We start from the raw sequence: 15,572 nt of genomic DNA on the forward strand, positions 1-15,572 counted from the left end.
GATGTGTATAAGAGACAGACCACCACCCAACCCGTGCCGACCACCACCGAACCGCCACCCACCACCACCGAACCGCCACCGACGACCACCGCACCGCCGCCGACGAGCACCGCGTCAACAGCCACAACGTCACCGCCGGCACCGCCACAATCGTCGACGGATAACCCCCCGACATCGGTTCAGGTACCGCAGATTCCGCGTATACCGCGGATCCCAGCGATCCCGACCATTCCGCCCATCCCGTAGCTCCGGTCGCGCCCACCGGCGCCACCCTTCACGCCGCTTCGGGCTGATATCGGGCCCGGCCGAATAGCGCCGTTGGGGTCCATCCAGGTCAGCCGGCGACCGCAGGAGTATTCGCCTCTCCATAAACCGCTGACCAGGCGTTCGCCGCCGACGATGCCGCCCGACTGCATACCCAGCGCAGGCCCACTTCCCGCGTCTAAACCCCCGTGGCCGAAATGTGATCGAGGCTTGACCAAATGCTAACGCGCCCTTGCGCTTCCGCTGGTCACCGCCCGTTTACGATCCCTATTACAACTCTGTCAGTTAAAAGGAATCGGAGCCATGCGGGCGGACGTTCGGTGTGTTCTTGCGGTGGTTGGGGTCGCTGCGAGCGTGGTTGCGGGGCCGACTGGCACCAGCATGGCCGCGGCGAACCAGCCGCACGACTTCACCATCGCGTCGGTCCTGCCGGCGCGGGACGCGACGGTCGGCGTGGCGCACCCGATAGTGATGACGTTCGACGCGCCGGTCGCCAACCGGCACGCCGCCGAGCGCGCCATCGGAGTCAAGTCGACGCCCGCGATGACCGGCAAATTCGAGTGGCTCGACAACAAGGTCGTGCAGTGGGTTCCGGACCACTACTGGCCGGCGCACAGCACGGTGGCGCTGGCGGTCGACGGCCGGTCCACGGAATTCAAGACCGGCCCGAAGGTCGTCGGCGTCGCCAACATCACCGACCACACTTTCAAGGTGAGCGTCGACGGAGTCGACGCGACCCCACCACCCACTCCGCACCACCGACCCCACTTCGGCGAAGAGGGCATGCTGCCCGCGTCGATGGGCAGGCCCGAGTTTCCGACACCGGTCGGCAACTACACCGTCTTGTCGAAAGAGCGCTCGGTGCTTATGGATTCGAGCAGCGTCGGCATTCCCGTCGACGACCCGAACGGCTACATGCTCAACGTCGATTACGCCGTCCGGATCACCAACCGCGGCCTCTTCGTGCACTCCGCTCCATGGGCTGTCCAGTCACTGGGGCTGGAGAATGTCAGCCACGGCTGCATCAGCCTCAGCCCCGAAGACGCCGAGTGGTACTACAACACGGTCAACGTCGGCGACCCGGTGATCGTCAAACAGGACCTCTGGGAGCGGCCTCCTTCCTGAGGAGCGCCCCCACTCAACCACCCTGAGCGCAAGACCTTTTCGCTGGGGCTCGGCCCCTCTGCGCTCGGCCCCTCGCCCGAGTGTGAAGTCAGTTTCACGCTCGCAGTCGACCGTGAAACTAGCTTCACGCTCGACGACCGAAGTGACTAAGCCAGATAAGAAAGGACCCGCTGGCGGCGGCCAGCGGGTCCTTGTCGGTCGAGAGGGTGATCAGTGCGCGCCCGAAGGGCCGGGGGCGACGGGCTGACCGGGCTGGGGCCCGCCGCTCGGCGCCGGCCCCGTGGGGGCGTCCTTGACGCCGGACATGTCGATGAGTGGGGCCCCGGCGGCCGCGTCGAGCGGGGCACCGGCCGCCAGCCCACCGAGGGCCACCAGCGGAGCGCCGGCGGGAACCACCGGAGCGATCGGCAACGGCGCACCCAGCGGCAGGGGCGCACCCAGCGGCAACGGCAACGGTCCGCCCAACGGCACCGGCAGCGGAGCACCCACCGGCAACGGGCCCGGCACGGCCAGGGGGATACCCGCCATGTCGGTCAGTGGCGCGCTGGCAGTGCAGACCTCCGCGGTCGGCGCGCCGCCCGCGGCCGCGGCCCCACCGGCACCGGCGGCACCGGGTCCGCCGGCCAACGGCGCGCCGGCCTCGCCGGCCTGCCCCTGGATGCAGGCGTAGCCGCCCGTCTTAAGCGGAGCGGCCGCCGCATCCGGGCTCAGTGCAAGTGCGGCTCCGCACAACCCAAGGCTGGCAACTACTTTGATGTTGAACCGATCGACGATCGCCATCAGCGTCGACTCTCCTTTATTCGCGCTCACATAACCATCTGGTGCAGCAGAACCGCATAGCCGTCTTTCGACGACGAGCCAATTGTCGTCACGCGTCATGAAACGCCGGACGCGCCGCACCGCGCCGTTTCCAAATGGTGACGTCACAAGGGCGTCACGAGTGAGAGGCCTTTGCCGACGGGGCCGCCCCGCCGGGCGGGGGCGGCCCTTCGAGTAGCGCTGAGCCAAATTTTGCGCAGCTCATTCACAGGGAATTTCCGGCGACACGAGATGTACTGGAGGTTCTATAGAGGTGAACAATAGGCAACTAATGGGTTAACGGACAGGGAGAAGGGGCCATGACAGCACAGCGGCTCTGCGGCCGATTCATGAGCACAGCGCTGGTGGGGGGCTCACTCTTGGTCGCCGGGGTGATGTCGGCCGGCCCGGCACAGGCTGACACGACCACTTTCGTCAACGACCTGCACAAAGCCGGCATCCACGCGGTCAGCGGCGGTGACCCGGCGCTGGTCCAGATGGGCCTGAGCGTCTGCCAGCAGCTGTCGTGGGGCGCTCCCCCGTCGCAAATCGAGGGCCTGGCGGTGCAACGCTCCGACAGCAGGCAAGGCGCGCACGGGATCACCCCGCAGCAGGCCGACGCCGTCGTCGAGGCCGCCTTGCGGGATTTGTGCCCGGACGCCTAAGCGAAGTCCTGCCGGCCGGCCATCGGTCTTTGCCGACAATTCATCATCGGGATCCATCTTCCCCAGCGTGTTCCGCGGTGTTTTCGTGTAAAAGTGCATCATCGGCGATCGGGCACGGCACGAAGGAGAAACACGGATGGCAGCACAGCGGCCCTATGGCCGGTTCATGGGCGCAGCCCTCATAGGGGGCCCACTTCTGGTCGCGGGGATAGGCTGGGCCAGCCCGGCGCGGGCCGACCAGACTGCCTTCATCAATGACCTGCACAACGCCGGCATCCACGCCGTCAACGGCGGCGACGACGCGCTGTTGCAGATGGGCGCGGACCTGTGCCAACAGCTCTCCTGGGGCGCCTCCCCGCAGCAGCTGGAGGGCTTGGCGATCCAACGTTCGGATGCCGACCAGGGCACCGGCGGGATCAACGGTCGCCAGGCCGCGGACGTCGTGATTTTTGCCTTGCGCGATCTGTGCCCTAACGCTTAGCGGTGAGCTAAGTTCCGGGAATGGAGCTGAGCGCGCGCAACCTGAGCGCCCTCAACATCCCCGTCCCGGCCTACGATCGCAGCCAAATAGGCGTCGGCATCGTGCATTTCGGTGTCGGCGGCTTCCACCGCTCCCACCAGGCCACGTACGTCGACAGGTTGCTCAGCGCGGGGCTGGCCCGGGACTGGGGAATCTGCGGTGTCGGCGTGCTGCCGGGTGACCGGCGCATGCGCGACGTGCTGCGCGCCCAGGACTACCTCTACACGTTGGTCCTCGAACATCCCGACGGCACCCGGCAGCCGCGGGTCATCGGCTCGATCGTCGACTTCCGTTACGCGCCAGACGATCCCGAAGCGGTAATCGAACTGCTCGCCACCCCCGCGACCCGCATCATCTCGCTCACCATCACCGAAGGCGGCTACCGCCCGCCGCTGAGCGATGTGTTCCCCCTGGTGGCCGAGGGGCTGAACCGGCGGCGGAAACGGGGCCTGCCCTCCCCCACGATCGTCTCGTGCGACAACATCGTCGAGAACGGGAGCGTGGCCCGGCACGCGTTCATGTCAAGCGCCGAGCGGCTCGATCCTGCACTCGCGCAGTGGATGTGCGAGCACACCACGTTTCCCAACTCGATGGTGGACCGGATCACGCCGGTCACCACTCGCGACGTGATCGCCCGGCTGGACTCCGAATTCGGCGTGCAGGACGCGTGGCCGGTGGTCGCCGAGCCGTTCGCCATGTGGGTCCTCGAAGACAATTTCGCCGCCGGCCGGCCCCCGCTGGACAAGGCCGGCGTCCAACTGGTCGACGACGTGTCGCCGTACGAGGCGATGAAGCTGCGGCTGCTCAACGCCAGCCATCAGGGCCTGTGTTACTTCGCCTACCTGGCCGGCTACCGGCTGGTGCACGAGGCCGCCCAGGACCCACTGATCGCCGAATTCCTGGACCACTACATGGAATCCGAGGCGATGCCGACCCTGGTGCGCGTCCCGGGGCTGACCGACTTCAAAGCCGGGCTCATCCCCCGCTTCGCCAACGCCTACGTGCGCGACACGGTCGCCAGGTTGTGCGCCGACTCGTCCGACCGCATCCCGAAGTGGCTGCTGCCGGTGGTCGCCGACAATCTGCGGCGCGGCGGCCCGGTGCGGCTGGCCGCGGCGATCGTCGCCAGCTGGGCGCGCTACGCCGAGGGCGTCGACGAGGACGGCCAGCCGATCGAGGTGGTGGACCGGCTCGCCGACACGCTCGTCCCGATCGCCCGCTCCCAACGCGAGGACCCGGCCGCGTTTCTCGCCAACCGTGCGGTCTTCGGTGACCTCGTCGACCAACCCCGCTTCCTCGAGCCCTACCTGTGGGCGCTGGATTCGCTGCGCCGGCACGGTGCGCGCGCCACGTTGCGGGCACTCGTCGGGGCCGGCGAATGACGCTGGTCGCCGGCATCGACTCGTCGACGCAGTCCTGCAAGGTGCTGATCTGCGACGCCGCCACGGGCGAGGTGGTCCGCGAGGGCACCGCCGCGCATCCCGACGGGACCGAAATCGACCCGGCCGCATGGGAAGCCGCGGCCCGGGAGGCGATCGCGGCCACGGGAGGACTGGACGGCGTCGAGGCCGTCGCCGTCGGCGCGCAGCAGCACGGCATGGTGTGCCTCGACGAGGCGGGCGCGGCGGTGCGGCCCGCGCTGCTGTGGAACGACGTGCGTTCGGCCGACGCGGCGCGCGCGCTCGTCGACGAGCTCGGCGGCCCACACGCATGGGCGCAAGCCGTCGGCGTCGTGCCGCTGGCCGCGATCACGGTGGCCAAGCTGCGCTGGCTCGCCGACCACGAGCCGCGGCACGCGGACCGCACGGCGGCCGTCTGCCTGCCGCACGACTGGCTGACGTGGCGATTGCGCGATGACACCGACATCGCGGCGCTGACCACCGATCGCAGCGACGCCAGCGGCACCGGCTACTACGACGCCGCGAGCGGTGTCTACCGCGTCGACCTGCTCGAGCTGGCGCTGCGCGGCCGCGGCCCGCGGCTGCCCACCGTGCTGACACCCTCGGGCGGAACCACCGATGGCGCAAGGGTCTTCGGCGCGGGCCTCGGGGACAACGCGGCCGCGGCGCTGGGCCTCGGCGCCGACGAGGGCGACGTCATCGTCTCCGTCGGGACGTCGGGGGTGGTGGCCGCGGTCACCGCCGACCCGGTCCGCGACGACGCCGGCTTCGTCGCGGGATTCGCCGACGGCACCGGGCGCTACCTCCCGCTGGTGTGCACGCTCAACGGCGCGCGGGTGCTGGACGCGGCCGCCGCGATGCTGGGGGTCGATCACGACGAGTTGTCGGAGCTCGCGCTGACGGCGCCGCCGGGCAGCGCGGGCCTGGTCCTGGTGCCCTACCTGGCGGGTGAGCGAACGCCCAACCGCCCCGACGCCTCTGGCGCGTTACACGGTCTGCGGGTTGCGAACGCGACGCCGGCCAACCTGGCCAGGGCCGCCGTGGAGGGGCTGCTGTGCGCGCTGGCCGACGGCCTGGCCCACCTGACCGCACACGGCGTCGTCACGCGCCGCATCCTGCTGATCGGCGGCGGCGCGCGATCCCGCGCCCTGCGCGAGATCGCCCCCGCACTGTTGGGCGTGCCCGTGCTGGTGCCGGCCCCCGCGCAGTACGTCGCGATGGGCGCCGCGCGGCAGGCGGCGTGGGCGCTGAGCGGATCGCCACGACCGCCCGGCTGGCACCCGCCGCGGACCGACGAATACACCGCCGACCCCGCACCCGAGGTGCTGGAGCGCTACGCGCGGGTGCGGGACTTGACCGAGGGGACCTAGTCGCAGGGGCGGAACACCGGAAGCACCCGGTATTTGGCGGTGAAGCTGGCCTTCTCGTATTCGTCGCCGACCTCGCCGTCACACGCGATGACCGTCGGGCCGTCGACCGCGACGAAGCTGAATTCCGGCACCTGCAGCTCGTGATAGAGCGGGCTGCGCTCCAACCGCCCCAACGCGAGCGCGGTCAGGATCCTGGTCCGCGACCACCGCCGGCCCGCGTCGAGCATGCGGACATCGATCAGGCCGTCGTCCATCCGGGTCCGCCGCGACGGGGCGAACCCGGTCGGCAGGTACAGCGAGTTGCCGAGGAAGAACAGCGACGTCAGCAACGTCTTGTTGTCGTACGAGATGCGGACGGGCTGGTCTTTACGCAGCGTGTGCAGCATCGCGTACAGACCCGCCAGCGGCTTGCCGATGCGCTTCTCCAGCTTCTCGCGCTGCTGCACGAAGGTCGGATAGGCCCCGATGCTCGCCGTGTTGAGGACCATCTGGCTTTCGTTGAGGCACACCAGGTCCACGCACGACACGCTGCCGCGGCGGATCGCGTCGACCGTCTTGGCCACCGTGTCGCAGCCGATGTCCTTGGCGAAGTGGTTGAACGTGCCGGCGGGAAACACCGCCAGCGGCAGCCCGGCCTCGATGGCCACCCCCGCCGCGGCCGCCACCGTGCCGTCGCCGCCGCCGACCGCAAGCACCTCGGCGCCCGCGGCCGCGTCGCGCAAGATGTCCGCAGGGTCGTCGTCGGGGCCCAGTTCACGAATGTCCGCCTTCGGCAGCGCCTCGCGTACCTCGTCGACGACGCGGGCCCCGGTGCCGCTGCCCGATTCGGGATTGATCACCAGCACCACCCCGGAACCGTCGGGCCGTTCGGGCGTCTCGATCCGCAGCGGTTCGGTCTTGGGCAGGGCGGTCTCGACGATCGGCGGGACGAGCCGACCGCCCAGCACCGCCAGGCCAGCCCCGATGCCGAAGCCGGCGGCGACGTCGCCCGGGTAGTGTGCGCCGGTCGCCACCCGCGACAGCCCGACCAGCCCCGCCAGCAGCGCCAGCCCGAAGCCCAGCATCGGATTCTCCAAACCGACCCCCACGGCGAACGCGGCCGCGCTGGCGGAGTGCCCCGACGGGAAGGAGTTCGACGTCGGCCGGCGGCGGACCTGCCTGACCAGCGGCACCAATTCGTACCCGGGACGCGGGCGGCGGCGGATGCGTTTGGCGACCTGGTTGGTGACCAGGCTGGTGGCCGCCAGCGTCACGACGCCGCGGGTCGCGCCGCGCTGGGCGCTCGGCTTTCCCGACGCCATCATGGCCGCGGCTATGGCGAACCACAGCTTCGAGTTGTCGGCCGCCCGGGTCAGCGGTGGCATGACCATGTCGAGCAGCGGGGTGTCGGTCTCGGCGATCGCGTCGAAGATCTCTCGGTCCAGGGTGCCGAGCCCCCGGGTGATCTGTTCGATGCCGCGTGCGCGTCGCCTGGGCCGCCAGTTCATTCGCTACACCCTAAATTGGTTGGCGGACATGGACGCACCGGGCTACTTCGAGGCATGGCGGGACAACGCCGCACGGCAGGGCGTCGCCCCGGACGTCGTCGCGGAGATCGCCCGGCGGCACGCCATCGTCCCGGACGCCTTTCGATCGCTCGGGCGGCTGGCGGAGATCAAGGATCCGGACGGCAAATCCTTCTTCCTGTTGCCCCGGGGCACCAGCGGTGACGACGCCCGCGCGGCGGTGCTGAGCACCTACATCCTGAACGCGGGCACCGGCTACGGCAGCAATCGGGCGTGGCGCACCGATTTCCGCCCGACACCCTACAGCGCGGCGGAAGTCACACGGATCATGTTGCGGCAGAAGGCAAATAGCTGGGCCTACACCCGCGACGTCGGGTTCGTCGACCGCAACGGCGGGTGCCTAGTGACGACGCCCAACGGCATCCTCATGGGCCTGGGTGGCAACTGGATCCAACGGCAGTTCTGCCGGCGGGCCGGCACCACGTGGGGCGACATCTTCATGGTCAACATGGGCGCCGTCACCGACCCCGCCGGGTGGCTTCGCCGCATCATCGAGTCCGGGCACGCCTGGTACGTGCACGCCGACGGCAGGCCGGTCCAGAGCCGGCTCGACCTGGACCGGGTGCTGCACCACGAGGAGCGTCACTGCCGGCAGTGGGCGGCGAAGGGTTACGTGGGCATGCTCCGGGACTACGGCCGGGAGTTGGTCCGCGAATACGCCTTCGGCGCGATCAACCGACTCGAGGAGGAGGCCGGCCTGACCGACGGCGGCTATAGGGCGTCGATTCCGTGGTAGAGCACCATCGCACCGATCAGGACCAGGACCGCCGCCAGCAGAGCGGCGTTGTTGCGGTCCATCCAGTCTTTGAGCTTTGCGAGCGTGTCGTCGAGACGGCTGCCGGCCGCTGCGTAGGCCAGTATCGGGATCGCGACGCTTGACGCCGCGATGGCGACGAAGAACGCGGCGGCCACCCAGTCACCGACGAGGCCGAGCCCGGCGGTGCCGATGCCCAGGCCGGCCGGGATGCAGATGAGTACCACGTCCGGCCGGACCACGGCCAGGACCGCCCCCATGATCCCGGCCCGGGCCGGGGTGATGGTCGCGAACGAGCGCATCCAGGCCGGCGATTCGGCGTGGCCGTGCCGGTTCAGCCATTTGTAGATGCCGTACACGATCAGCGCCGACCCCAGCACCACGCGCAGCCACGACGACCACCGCGGCGGCGACTTGTCCAGGCCGCCGAGCAGGTGGGAGGCCGTGACGGAAAGCGCCGTCAGCGCGGCGAGGGTCAGTGCCCAGCCGCTCAGAAACGCCAGGCCACTCGGGCGCGGCCGCGGCGCCTGCAGCACCAGCACCGCCGGGATGACGGTGAGCGGCGACAGCGAGATGACCAGCCCAAGCGGAACGAGCCCCGTGAGCACGGTGCCCCAGCTACCTGCCATGGGCAGCAATCTACAGGGCGCGAATCCCGTTGTAGAGCACCATCAAACCGATCAGGACCAGGATGACGGCGAGCAGGGTGGCATGGTTTTCCTCCATCCACACTTTGAGGCGTTCCAGCGCATCGTCGAGCCGGTCGCCGGCGCCGACATAGGCCAGGATCGGGATGGCGACCGTGGACGCGGCGATGACGAGAAACAATGCCCCGGCGACCAGCTCGCCGGCCGCGCTGAGGCTGCTGCTGCCGATGGCCAAGCCGGCCGCCGCGCACATGATCAGCACCTCGGGTCGCAGCACCACCAGCACCGCCCCGGTCAGCCCGGCGCGTGGCGGGCTGAGCGTGGAGAACGACCGCATCCAGCGCGGCATGCTGCCGTGCCGATGCCGGGTCAGCCACTGGTAGGCGCCCAACGCGATCAGCGCCGACCCCAGCGCCACCCGCACCCACGACGCCCACGTCGGTGACGCCCTGTGCAGGCCGCCGAGCAGCGCCGAGCCGCTGACGAACACCGCGGTGAGGGCGGCCAGCCCCAGCACCCATCCGGCGAGGAAGGCCAGACTGGTCGGCCGCGGCCGGGGGGCGTGCAAGACCAGCACCGCCGGAACGACCGTGATCGGCGAGAGCGCGATGACGGCCGCCAGCGCGATGAGCTTGGTAAGTACCGAACCCCAACTTGCGTCCACGGGCAGCCATCATCGCATTGGTCCGACGCGGCCGCAGGGGTCCGGCGTAAGCGCCGCCCTCAGAACGGCTTTCGGCGCAACGTCCAGGCAGGCACCCAGTGCGTCACGGTTTTGCGCTGGGAGCCGTAGGCGACCGGGTAGGTCACCAGCCCCCACCAGTCGCCCTGCTCACAGAGGCCCCAGCAGCTGAGCAGGCCCTCGACGACCTTGTGCAGCTGCAGCCCGTTGGGCTGATACCGGCCGGAGCGATGTGGCTCGCGCGGGAAGAGCACCGTCAGGTCCACCAGGACCGTGATCGGCGGACGCACCACCCGGAACGGGCTCCGGACCGGTTGGCCGTTGTACCCGATGGACGCGAACTGCCCCATCGATCGATCATACGTTCGAATGGTGGACGTTTGCCGGATTCCCCATTTTCGATCCCGCGCCCGGGCCGGTCGATATAGTCGGCTCAGCTACGAAGGGGAGGTCCAGATGAAGATGGCTTGCGCCGCTGGCCTATTGGCGTTTGCCGGGCTGCTCACCACGGGGGTGGGTGTGGCCAGTGCCGACGAAGTAGAGGTCGAAGGCAACTACTCGAGCCAGTCCGGTTGCGAGGCCGATGCCCCGCACGTGGAGATCACGCACAACGACCACCTGTACACCCATTGGGACTGCCGCCTGGGCTCCGACGGGTTCTGGCACGTCTGGTTGCTGAACTGACCAGGAGGTAGTCGGCCAGCGGCGGGCTCGCGGTCCGCTTCTGGCACCATAGCGACGTGCGGAACCCGCTTCGCCGCCCGGCCGGGCTGGACCCGCTGCTGGTCGGGGTGTTCGCCGTGGCGGTGAGCATGGGCGGCGCGGGCCGCCCGTCTTTCTGGTACGACGAGGCCGCCACCATTTCGGCCGCATACAGTCGCTCCCTCGCCCAGTTGTGGCGGATGCTGGGCAATGTCGACGCCGTGCACGGCCTGTACTACCTGCTCATGCACGCCTGGTTTCAGGTTTTCCCGCCCACCGAGTTCTGGTCGCGCGCGCCGAGTGGGCTGGCCGTCGGGGGCGCCGCCGCGGGAATCGTAATGCTGGGCAAGCAGTTCTCGTCGCGCACCGTCGCGGTGGCCTCGGGCGTCTTCTGCGCCGTCTTGCCGCGAGCGACGTGGGCCGGCATCGAGGCCCGCCCCTACGCGCTGTCGATGATGGCCGCCGTGTGGCTGACGGTGTTGCTCGTGCGCGCTGCCCGCCGCGACTCCGGTTGGCTGTGGGCGGCCTACGGCGCCGCCCTGATCTCGTCGATTGCGGTCGACGTGTACCTGGCACTGTTGGTCGGGGCGCACTTCACGCTGGTCCTCGTGTCCCGTTGTGCGCGAAGGGTTTTGCTGCGGTTCACGATTGCGGCGACCGCCGGGGTCTGCGCCATGGTGCCGTTCTTGGTGACGGTCGCCGGGCAGGCGCATCAAATCAGCTGGATCGCACCGATCGGTCGCCGGACGCTGGAAGACGTGGTGGTGCAGCAGTATTTCGAGCGCAGCCCCCCGTTCGCCGCGCTCTCGGCGCTGGTGATCGCGGGGGCTATTGCGTTGTGGCTCAGCAAGTCCGCGCGACTGGCGCCCGGCGATGGGCAACTGCTGGCCCTCGCGGTCGCGTGGCTTGCCCTACCGACCGCGGCCATCCTGATCTACTCGGCGCTGGTGCACTCGATCTACACCCCGCGCTACCTGACGTTCACGGCGCCGGGAATGGCGATCATCCTGGGCGTCTGCGCCGCCGCGGTGACCGCCCGGCCCTGGCTGACGGCGGCCATTGTCACTCTTTTCGCCGTCGCCGCTGCCCCGAATTACCTTCTGGTGCAGCGAAAACCGTACGCGAAATACGGGATGGACTACAGCCAGGTGGCGGATCTGATCACCGCCCAGGCAGCACCGGGCGATTGCCTGCTGGTGAACGACACCGTGACATTCATGCCCGCCCCGATGCGCCCCCTGATGGCGGCGCGCCCCGATGCCTACCGCAAGCTGATCGACCTCACGCTGTGGCAGCGGGCGACCGACCGCAACGACGTCTTCGACACCAACCTGATCCCCGAGGTCGTCGCCGCGCCGCTCAGCCGTTGCCGCGTGGTCTGGATCATCACACAGGCCGACGGGTCGATGCCCGCCCACGATCAGGGTCCGGCGCTGCCGCCCGGTCCGCGCTACGGGGCGACCCCCGCCTTCGCGGTGCCGCACGATCTGGGCTTCCGGCTCGTCGAGCGCTGGCAGTTCAACCTGGTGCAGGTGTTCAAAGCGACGCGGTGATCACCAGATGCGGATGTAGTCGACGAGCATGGACGCGGGGAAGGTACCCGCCGCCGGATCGCCGGCACCCACCCCGCCGACCGCGAGGGTGAACATGGGCGTCATCCAATAGCCGGGAATGTTGAACGGCCACCTGAAGTCGTCGGGAGCCCCGCCGGCGACGTGGATGGGCTTGTTGGGGACCTTGAAGTACTCGGCGCCGTCTCGCGAAAACTCGAAACCCTCTTCGCCCCAATGCATGCGCCAGGTGTGCCAGCCGCCGTCGACCAGGCCCGGAATGGACTTACCCTCCCAGGTCTTGCCGTTGGACGCCGCGTGGACGGTGGTGCCCGGGGCCCACTGGCCGTTGCCGTACCACTCGAAGATGTCCACCTCGCCGTCGGGCAATGGGTCCTCGTTGACACCCCAGAACGAGGGCCACAGGCCGGGATAGAGGCAGTCGAGCTTGATCCGCGCTTCCCACGTCTGATTGATCATGCTCCGGAAGTTGCCGCGCAGCTTGCCGCTGTAATAGGTGTTGCTCAGCAGGTCGTGGGTGGCGCACAGGACGAGGTTGGAGTGCCCGTCCTGGAACACGTTTTGGCGGTCGTCGCGATAGATGCCCTCGACCGGCGGGAAGACGTCGTCCTGCCAGGTCTGGATCGTCCACTTGCCGGGATCGGGAGCCGAGCCTGCCGGCCCGTCGAACTCATCGGCGAAGATGTAAGGGCCGCCGGGCCCGGCGGACGGCGGCGCCTCCGGCGCCGGCGGGGTGGCCCAGGCGCCCGGCAAGCGCATCGCAGCGCCCAGCATGCCGAGCCCCGACATCAACATCATGCTGCGACGATCCATCTACAACCCACCAATCGTGAAAGCCGTGTTTCGACCCAAGCCCGCCACCCCAGGCAACTTTTGCAAACGGTGTTATGAAACCACGCGGCGGGGCGCCGCGCAGCCCACACCCGGCCCGTGGCGGCGAGTTTTTCCGTGCGGAGAAGGGTGCCGGCTCAGCGGGAAGCCGGTTCGCTGAGCTTGACCAGCGTCTTGCCGATGTTGACTCCGGTGAACAGGCCGTTGAGGGCGTCGACGCACGATTCGATGCCGTCGAAGATGGTTTCCCGGTGCTTGAGCCGGCCCTCGGCCTCCCACTGCCGGAGCGCGGCGAACGCCTCGTCGAAGCGGCCCCACTGGTCCAGGGCGTTGAACCCCTGCATCAAGGCGGTCTTGGACAGCAGGTTCACGTAGTTGGCCGGCCCCGGGTGCTCGCCGGTGAGGTAACTGGAGATGACGCCGCACAGGACGACGCGGGCGCGCGGGGCCAAGCGGCCCAGCACCGCGTCGAGGATCGGCCCGCCGACGTTGTCGAAGTACACGTCGACGCGCCGCGGGCAGTGCTGCTTGAGCGCCGCCGCGAGGTCGTCGTTCTTGTAGTCGATACACGCGTCGAACCCGAAGTCCTCGACCACCGCCCGGCACTTCTCCGGCCCGCCCGCGATACCCACCACCCGCGCGCCGGCGATCTTCGCGATCTGGCCCGCCACCGATCCGGTGGCGCCCGCGGCCGCCGAGATCACGACCGTTTCCCCGGCCTTGGGCCGGCCGATGTCGGTCATCCCGAAATAGGCGGTGGCGCCGGTCGGCCCGTACACCGACATGATCGCCAGCTGGTCGTCCTCGCCCGGGATGGGTGTACTGAACAGGTCGTCGCGGATGATCGCGTACTCGGAGAAGCCGGTCAGCGTGGTGACGACGTCCCCGACGGCATAGGCATCGCAGCGCGACGCGACCACCTCGCCGATCCCGGCCGCGCGGATGACCTCGCCCAGCTGCACCGGCGGAAGGTAGCTCGGCTGGTCGTCGAGCCACGTGCGGGCGGCGGCGTCGATCCCCACGTAGGTGGTGCGCAGCAGCGCCTCCCCCTCCGCCGGTTCGGGCGCCGCGGTGGTGACCAGCTCGGTGTCACCGGGCTGAACAAGCCCCGAGGGGCGGCGACGCAACAACACCTGACGGTTCGGCAACTCGGGCACGATGCAGAAACTACCGAACCGCCCGAAATCAGCCGCGGGAATGGCATATTCAACCGATGGCAGCAAACGACGACCCGGAGGAGCGGATCCGGGAACTCGAGCGCCCGCTCGCCGAGGCGGCGCGGGCATCCGAAGCGGGTAGCGCGCAGCCCGCCGCCCAGGCCTATTCGCCCGGGCCGGCGGGCCCTCCGCCGCCACCGCCCGCGTGGACCTATGGCGGCGCGCCGCCGCAACGTCCCTCGGGCAATCGGATGTGGTGGATCCTGGGCACGGTCATCGTCATCGGCATGCTGGCCCTCGCCGGCGGCATCGCCGCCTTCGCGGCCCACCAACTTTCCGGTGTCCGCTCGATCATCAGCTCCCCGCCGACCATCACCGACATCCCCCCGGGCGGTACCGCACCGTCGACCACCCGGACCAGAACACCCGGGCCGTCGACGTCACCGCCCCCGGCGCCGGGCGACAAGATCAGTGTCTCCGGGGTCGGCGAGAACCGGACGATCACCTGCAACGACAACATCGTGATCGTCCGCGGCGTGTCCAACACGGTGGTGATCACCGGCCACTGCGCGAGCCTCACCGTGTCGGGCATGCAGAACCAGGTCACCGTCGACGCCGTCGACAGCATCGACGCCACCGGCCTCAACAACAAGGTCACCTACCACTCGGGCACGCCGAAGGTCAGCAACGCCGGTAGTTCGAACGTCGTCGAGCAGGGCTGAGACTCAGGAAGGCTCGCCGGGTTCCTCGCCGGGTTCCTCGTCGGGGGAATCGTTGTCGAGAACGCTGACCGCGATGCCATACGGCAGGAACCGCACCTTGCGCTTGGGGTCGACGTTGTTCTTGTTGGCCCGCAGCGCGTCGAGCTCGGTCGCATAAACCTGTTCGACGTGCGCGCCGCCGTTCGCGTCCACCGTGTAGATGGCCCAGACACCGTCTCCGGCCTCGCCGGTGGTCTCGGGCTCCTGGCGGGGGCGCCGCGACACGTCTTCGAAGAACGACGACCACCCGGTCCGGGCTCCTGGCGCCGCGACAAACTTGCTGACCCGCTCGAACATGTCGCGCAGCCCCTCGCTGCCCTCGCGGATCACTCGATCGAACTCGTCGGGATCAAATCCGAACGCACCGTATTCGCCCACGCGACCTCCTCGCCGCTCATGCCGTCACCGCCCAGTGTGCGCGCAGTCGCGGTCGTGCGCCACGCCCTTATGGCGCGGGCGGGGGCGGTGCCGGCGGGGTGATGGGAATCGGCACCGTGACGAACGGGAAATGCAGGTACATCGTGACCGGCGGCTGCGCGGGCGCGGTGGGCGGCGGAGGCGGCGGGGCCGCCGGGGCCGGTGCGGGAGCCGGCCGCTGGACCGGCGGGGGCGTGTACTGCGGGGCCGGCCGGCTCGGGGCGCGGTAGACCGGTGCCGCCGGCGGCGGCTTCTGCGTTTGGGGCGCCGGCTGCTCGGCCACCGGCGGGGCCGGCTGCGGGGCGGCCACCACGGTCGGGGCCTGTCTCTTATACACATCTGA

Annotated in this window: 17 protein-coding genes and 1 pseudogene; 9 read left to right on the forward strand and 9 right to left on the reverse strand. The window is 69.5% G+C overall.

The annotated features are described in order from the left end of the window. Positions 1-567 precede the first annotated feature (567 nt). Entirely contained in the window at positions 568-1,389 is an 822-nt protein-coding gene (locus tag A5781_RS12825) for an Ig-like domain-containing protein (protein ID WP_067206076.1), read from the forward strand. Between the two features lie 210 nt (positions 1,390-1,599). Here the strand turns inward: A5781_RS12825 and A5781_RS12830 are convergent, their stop codons facing one another. Next, the gene (locus tag A5781_RS12830; protein ID WP_067206080.1) at positions 1,600-2,169 is read right to left on the reverse strand and encodes a hypothetical protein; all 570 of its coding nucleotides are present in this window, start codon (positions 2,167-2,169) and stop codon (positions 1,600-1,602) included. Positions 2,170-2,507: 338 nt separating this feature from the next. On the opposite strand from A5781_RS12830, the gene A5781_RS12835 reads away from it, so the two are divergent. The 4 genes from A5781_RS12835 to A5781_RS12850 all read left to right on the forward strand — a co-directional run bounded on the left by A5781_RS12835 (position 2,508) and on the right by A5781_RS12850 (position 6,142). Beyond that, positions 2,508-2,852 carry a DUF732 domain-containing protein gene (locus A5781_RS12835; RefSeq protein WP_067206083.1) on the forward strand — a complete coding sequence of 115 codons (345 nt, stop codon included), beginning with the start codon at positions 2,508-2,510 and terminating at the stop codon, positions 2,850-2,852. Between the two features lie 166 nt (positions 2,853-3,018). Beyond that, positions 3,019-3,333, forward strand: coding sequence for a DUF732 domain-containing protein (locus A5781_RS12840; protein WP_197503820.1), 315 nt, complete (start codon positions 3,019-3,021; stop codon positions 3,331-3,333). A 20-nt stretch (positions 3,334-3,353) separates the two neighbouring features. Continuing rightward, a complete protein-coding gene (locus A5781_RS12845) occupies positions 3,354-4,754 on the forward strand; it encodes a mannitol dehydrogenase family protein (RefSeq protein WP_067206090.1) in 1,401 nt (466 codons plus the stop codon). After that, on the forward strand, positions 4,751-6,142 hold the full coding sequence (locus A5781_RS12850; RefSeq protein ID WP_067206093.1) for an FGGY-family carbohydrate kinase: 1,392 nt from the start codon (positions 4,751-4,753) through the stop codon (positions 6,140-6,142). Before A5781_RS12845 ends, A5781_RS12850 begins: the two co-directional genes overlap by 4 nt. On the opposite strand, the gene A5781_RS12855 is transcribed toward A5781_RS12850, so the two are convergent. Next, positions 6,139-7,629, reverse strand: coding sequence for a bifunctional phosphatase PAP2/diacylglycerol kinase family protein (locus A5781_RS12855; protein WP_067206097.1), 1,491 nt, complete (start codon positions 7,627-7,629; stop codon positions 6,139-6,141). The two genes, A5781_RS12850 and A5781_RS12855, sit on opposite strands and share 4 nt — an antisense overlap. A 28-nt stretch (positions 7,630-7,657) precedes the next feature. Between A5781_RS12855 and A5781_RS12860 the strand changes: the two genes are divergently transcribed. Continuing rightward, positions 7,658-8,443, forward strand: coding sequence for a hypothetical protein (locus A5781_RS12860; protein WP_067206131.1), 786 nt, complete (start codon positions 7,658-7,660; stop codon positions 8,441-8,443). Here the strand turns inward: A5781_RS12860 and A5781_RS12865 are convergent. From A5781_RS12865 to A5781_RS12875, 3 genes are read right to left on the reverse strand one after another with little or no spacing between them, the layout of a single operon-like run. After that, on the reverse strand, positions 8,419-9,090 hold the full coding sequence (locus A5781_RS12865; protein WP_067206128.1) for a GAP family protein: 672 nt from the start codon (positions 9,088-9,090) through the stop codon (positions 8,419-8,421). The genes A5781_RS12860 and A5781_RS12865 overlap by 25 nt on opposite strands. A 10-nt stretch (positions 9,091-9,100) precedes the next feature. Then, on the reverse strand, positions 9,101-9,772 hold the full coding sequence (locus A5781_RS12870) for a GAP family protein (RefSeq protein WP_067206100.1): 672 nt from the start codon (positions 9,770-9,772) through the stop codon (positions 9,101-9,103). 59 nt (positions 9,773-9,831) lie between these two features. Then, entirely contained in the window at positions 9,832-10,140 is a 309-nt protein-coding gene (locus A5781_RS12875) for a hypothetical protein (protein WP_067206103.1), read from the reverse strand. A gap of 106 nt (positions 10,141-10,246) precedes the next feature. On the opposite strand from A5781_RS12875, the gene A5781_RS12880 reads away from it, so the two are divergent. Continuing rightward, the gene (locus tag A5781_RS12880; RefSeq protein ID WP_066947520.1) at positions 10,247-10,474 is read left to right on the forward strand and encodes a hypothetical protein; all 228 of its coding nucleotides are present in this window, start codon (positions 10,247-10,249) and stop codon (positions 10,472-10,474) included. A 128-nt stretch (positions 10,475-10,602) separates the two neighbouring features. Then, positions 10,603-12,045 carry a glycosyltransferase family 39 protein gene (locus A5781_RS12885; protein ID WP_156624601.1) on the forward strand — a complete coding sequence of 481 codons (1,443 nt, stop codon included), beginning with the start codon at positions 10,603-10,605 and terminating at the stop codon, positions 12,043-12,045. Here the strand turns inward: A5781_RS12885 and A5781_RS12890 are convergent, their stop codons facing one another. Together A5781_RS12890 and A5781_RS12895 are read right to left on the reverse strand one after the other, a co-directional pair. Then, entirely contained in the window at positions 12,046-12,876 is an 831-nt protein-coding gene (locus A5781_RS12890; RefSeq protein ID WP_067206110.1) for a family 16 glycosylhydrolase, read from the reverse strand. 155 nt (positions 12,877-13,031) lie between these two features. Beyond that, complete coding sequence (locus A5781_RS12895) at positions 13,032-14,051, reverse strand: NADP-dependent oxidoreductase (RefSeq protein ID WP_067206114.1); 1,020 nt, start codon at positions 14,049-14,051, stop codon at positions 13,032-13,034. Between the two features lie 56 nt (positions 14,052-14,107). Between A5781_RS12895 and A5781_RS12900 the strand changes: the two genes are divergently transcribed. Further along, on the forward strand, positions 14,108-14,773 hold the full coding sequence (locus A5781_RS12900) for a DUF3060 domain-containing protein (protein ID WP_067206117.1): 666 nt from the start codon (positions 14,108-14,110) through the stop codon (positions 14,771-14,773). Positions 14,774-14,776: 3 nt separating this feature from the next. On the opposite strand, the gene A5781_RS12905 is transcribed toward A5781_RS12900, so the two are convergent. After that, positions 14,777-15,190 (reverse strand): hypothetical protein, encoded by a 414-nt coding sequence (locus A5781_RS12905; RefSeq protein ID WP_067206121.1) that lies wholly within the window; start codon positions 15,188-15,190, stop codon positions 14,777-14,779. Positions 15,191-15,257: 67 nt separating this feature from the next. Next, positions 15,258-15,572 (reverse strand): annotated as a pseudogene (locus A5781_RS12910) (hypothetical protein); the annotation flags it as partial.

Origin of the sequence: Mycobacterium sp. 852002-30065_SCH5024008 (assembly GCF_001665645.1) — a bacterium.
Lineage (GTDB): Bacteria > Actinomycetota > Actinomycetes > Mycobacteriales > Mycobacteriaceae > Mycobacterium > Mycobacterium paraffinicum.

Excerpts from the sequence above, each read along its gene's own strand:
- A5781_RS12830 (WP_067206080.1), bottom strand. The coding sequence starts at position 2,169 with ATGGCGATCGTCGATCGGTTCAACATCAAAGTAGTTGCCAGCCTTGGG.
- A5781_RS12880 (WP_066947520.1), top strand. The coding sequence starts at position 10,247 with ATGAAGATGGCTTGCGCCGCTGGCCTATTGGCGTTTGCCGGGCTGCTC.
- A5781_RS12835 (WP_067206083.1), top strand. The coding sequence starts at position 2,508 with ATGACAGCACAGCGGCTCTGCGGCCGATTCATGAGCACAGCGCTGGTG.
- A5781_RS12855 (WP_067206097.1), bottom strand. The coding sequence starts at position 7,629 with ATGAACTGGCGGCCCAGGCGACGCGCACGCGGCATCGAACAGATCACC.
- A5781_RS12900 (WP_067206117.1), top strand. The coding sequence starts at position 14,108 with ATGGCAGCAAACGACGACCCGGAGGAGCGGATCCGGGAACTCGAGCGC.
- A5781_RS12860 (WP_067206131.1), top strand. The coding sequence starts at position 7,658 with ATGGACGCACCGGGCTACTTCGAGGCATGGCGGGACAACGCCGCACGG.
- A5781_RS12825 (WP_067206076.1), top strand. The coding sequence starts at position 568 with ATGCGGGCGGACGTTCGGTGTGTTCTTGCGGTGGTTGGGGTCGCTGCG.
- A5781_RS12840 (WP_197503820.1), top strand. The coding sequence starts at position 3,019 with ATGGGCGCAGCCCTCATAGGGGGCCCACTTCTGGTCGCGGGGATAGGC.
- A5781_RS12885 (WP_156624601.1), top strand. The coding sequence starts at position 10,603 with ATGGGCGGCGCGGGCCGCCCGTCTTTCTGGTACGACGAGGCCGCCACC.
- A5781_RS12845 (WP_067206090.1), top strand. The coding sequence starts at position 3,354 with ATGGAGCTGAGCGCGCGCAACCTGAGCGCCCTCAACATCCCCGTCCCG.
- A5781_RS12865 (WP_067206128.1), bottom strand. The coding sequence starts at position 9,090 with ATGGCAGGTAGCTGGGGCACCGTGCTCACGGGGCTCGTTCCGCTTGGG.
- A5781_RS12890 (WP_067206110.1), bottom strand. The coding sequence starts at position 12,876 with ATGGATCGTCGCAGCATGATGTTGATGTCGGGGCTCGGCATGCTGGGC.
- A5781_RS12875 (WP_067206103.1), bottom strand. The coding sequence starts at position 10,140 with ATGGGGCAGTTCGCGTCCATCGGGTACAACGGCCAACCGGTCCGGAGC.
- A5781_RS12850 (WP_067206093.1), top strand. The coding sequence starts at position 4,751 with ATGACGCTGGTCGCCGGCATCGACTCGTCGACGCAGTCCTGCAAGGTG.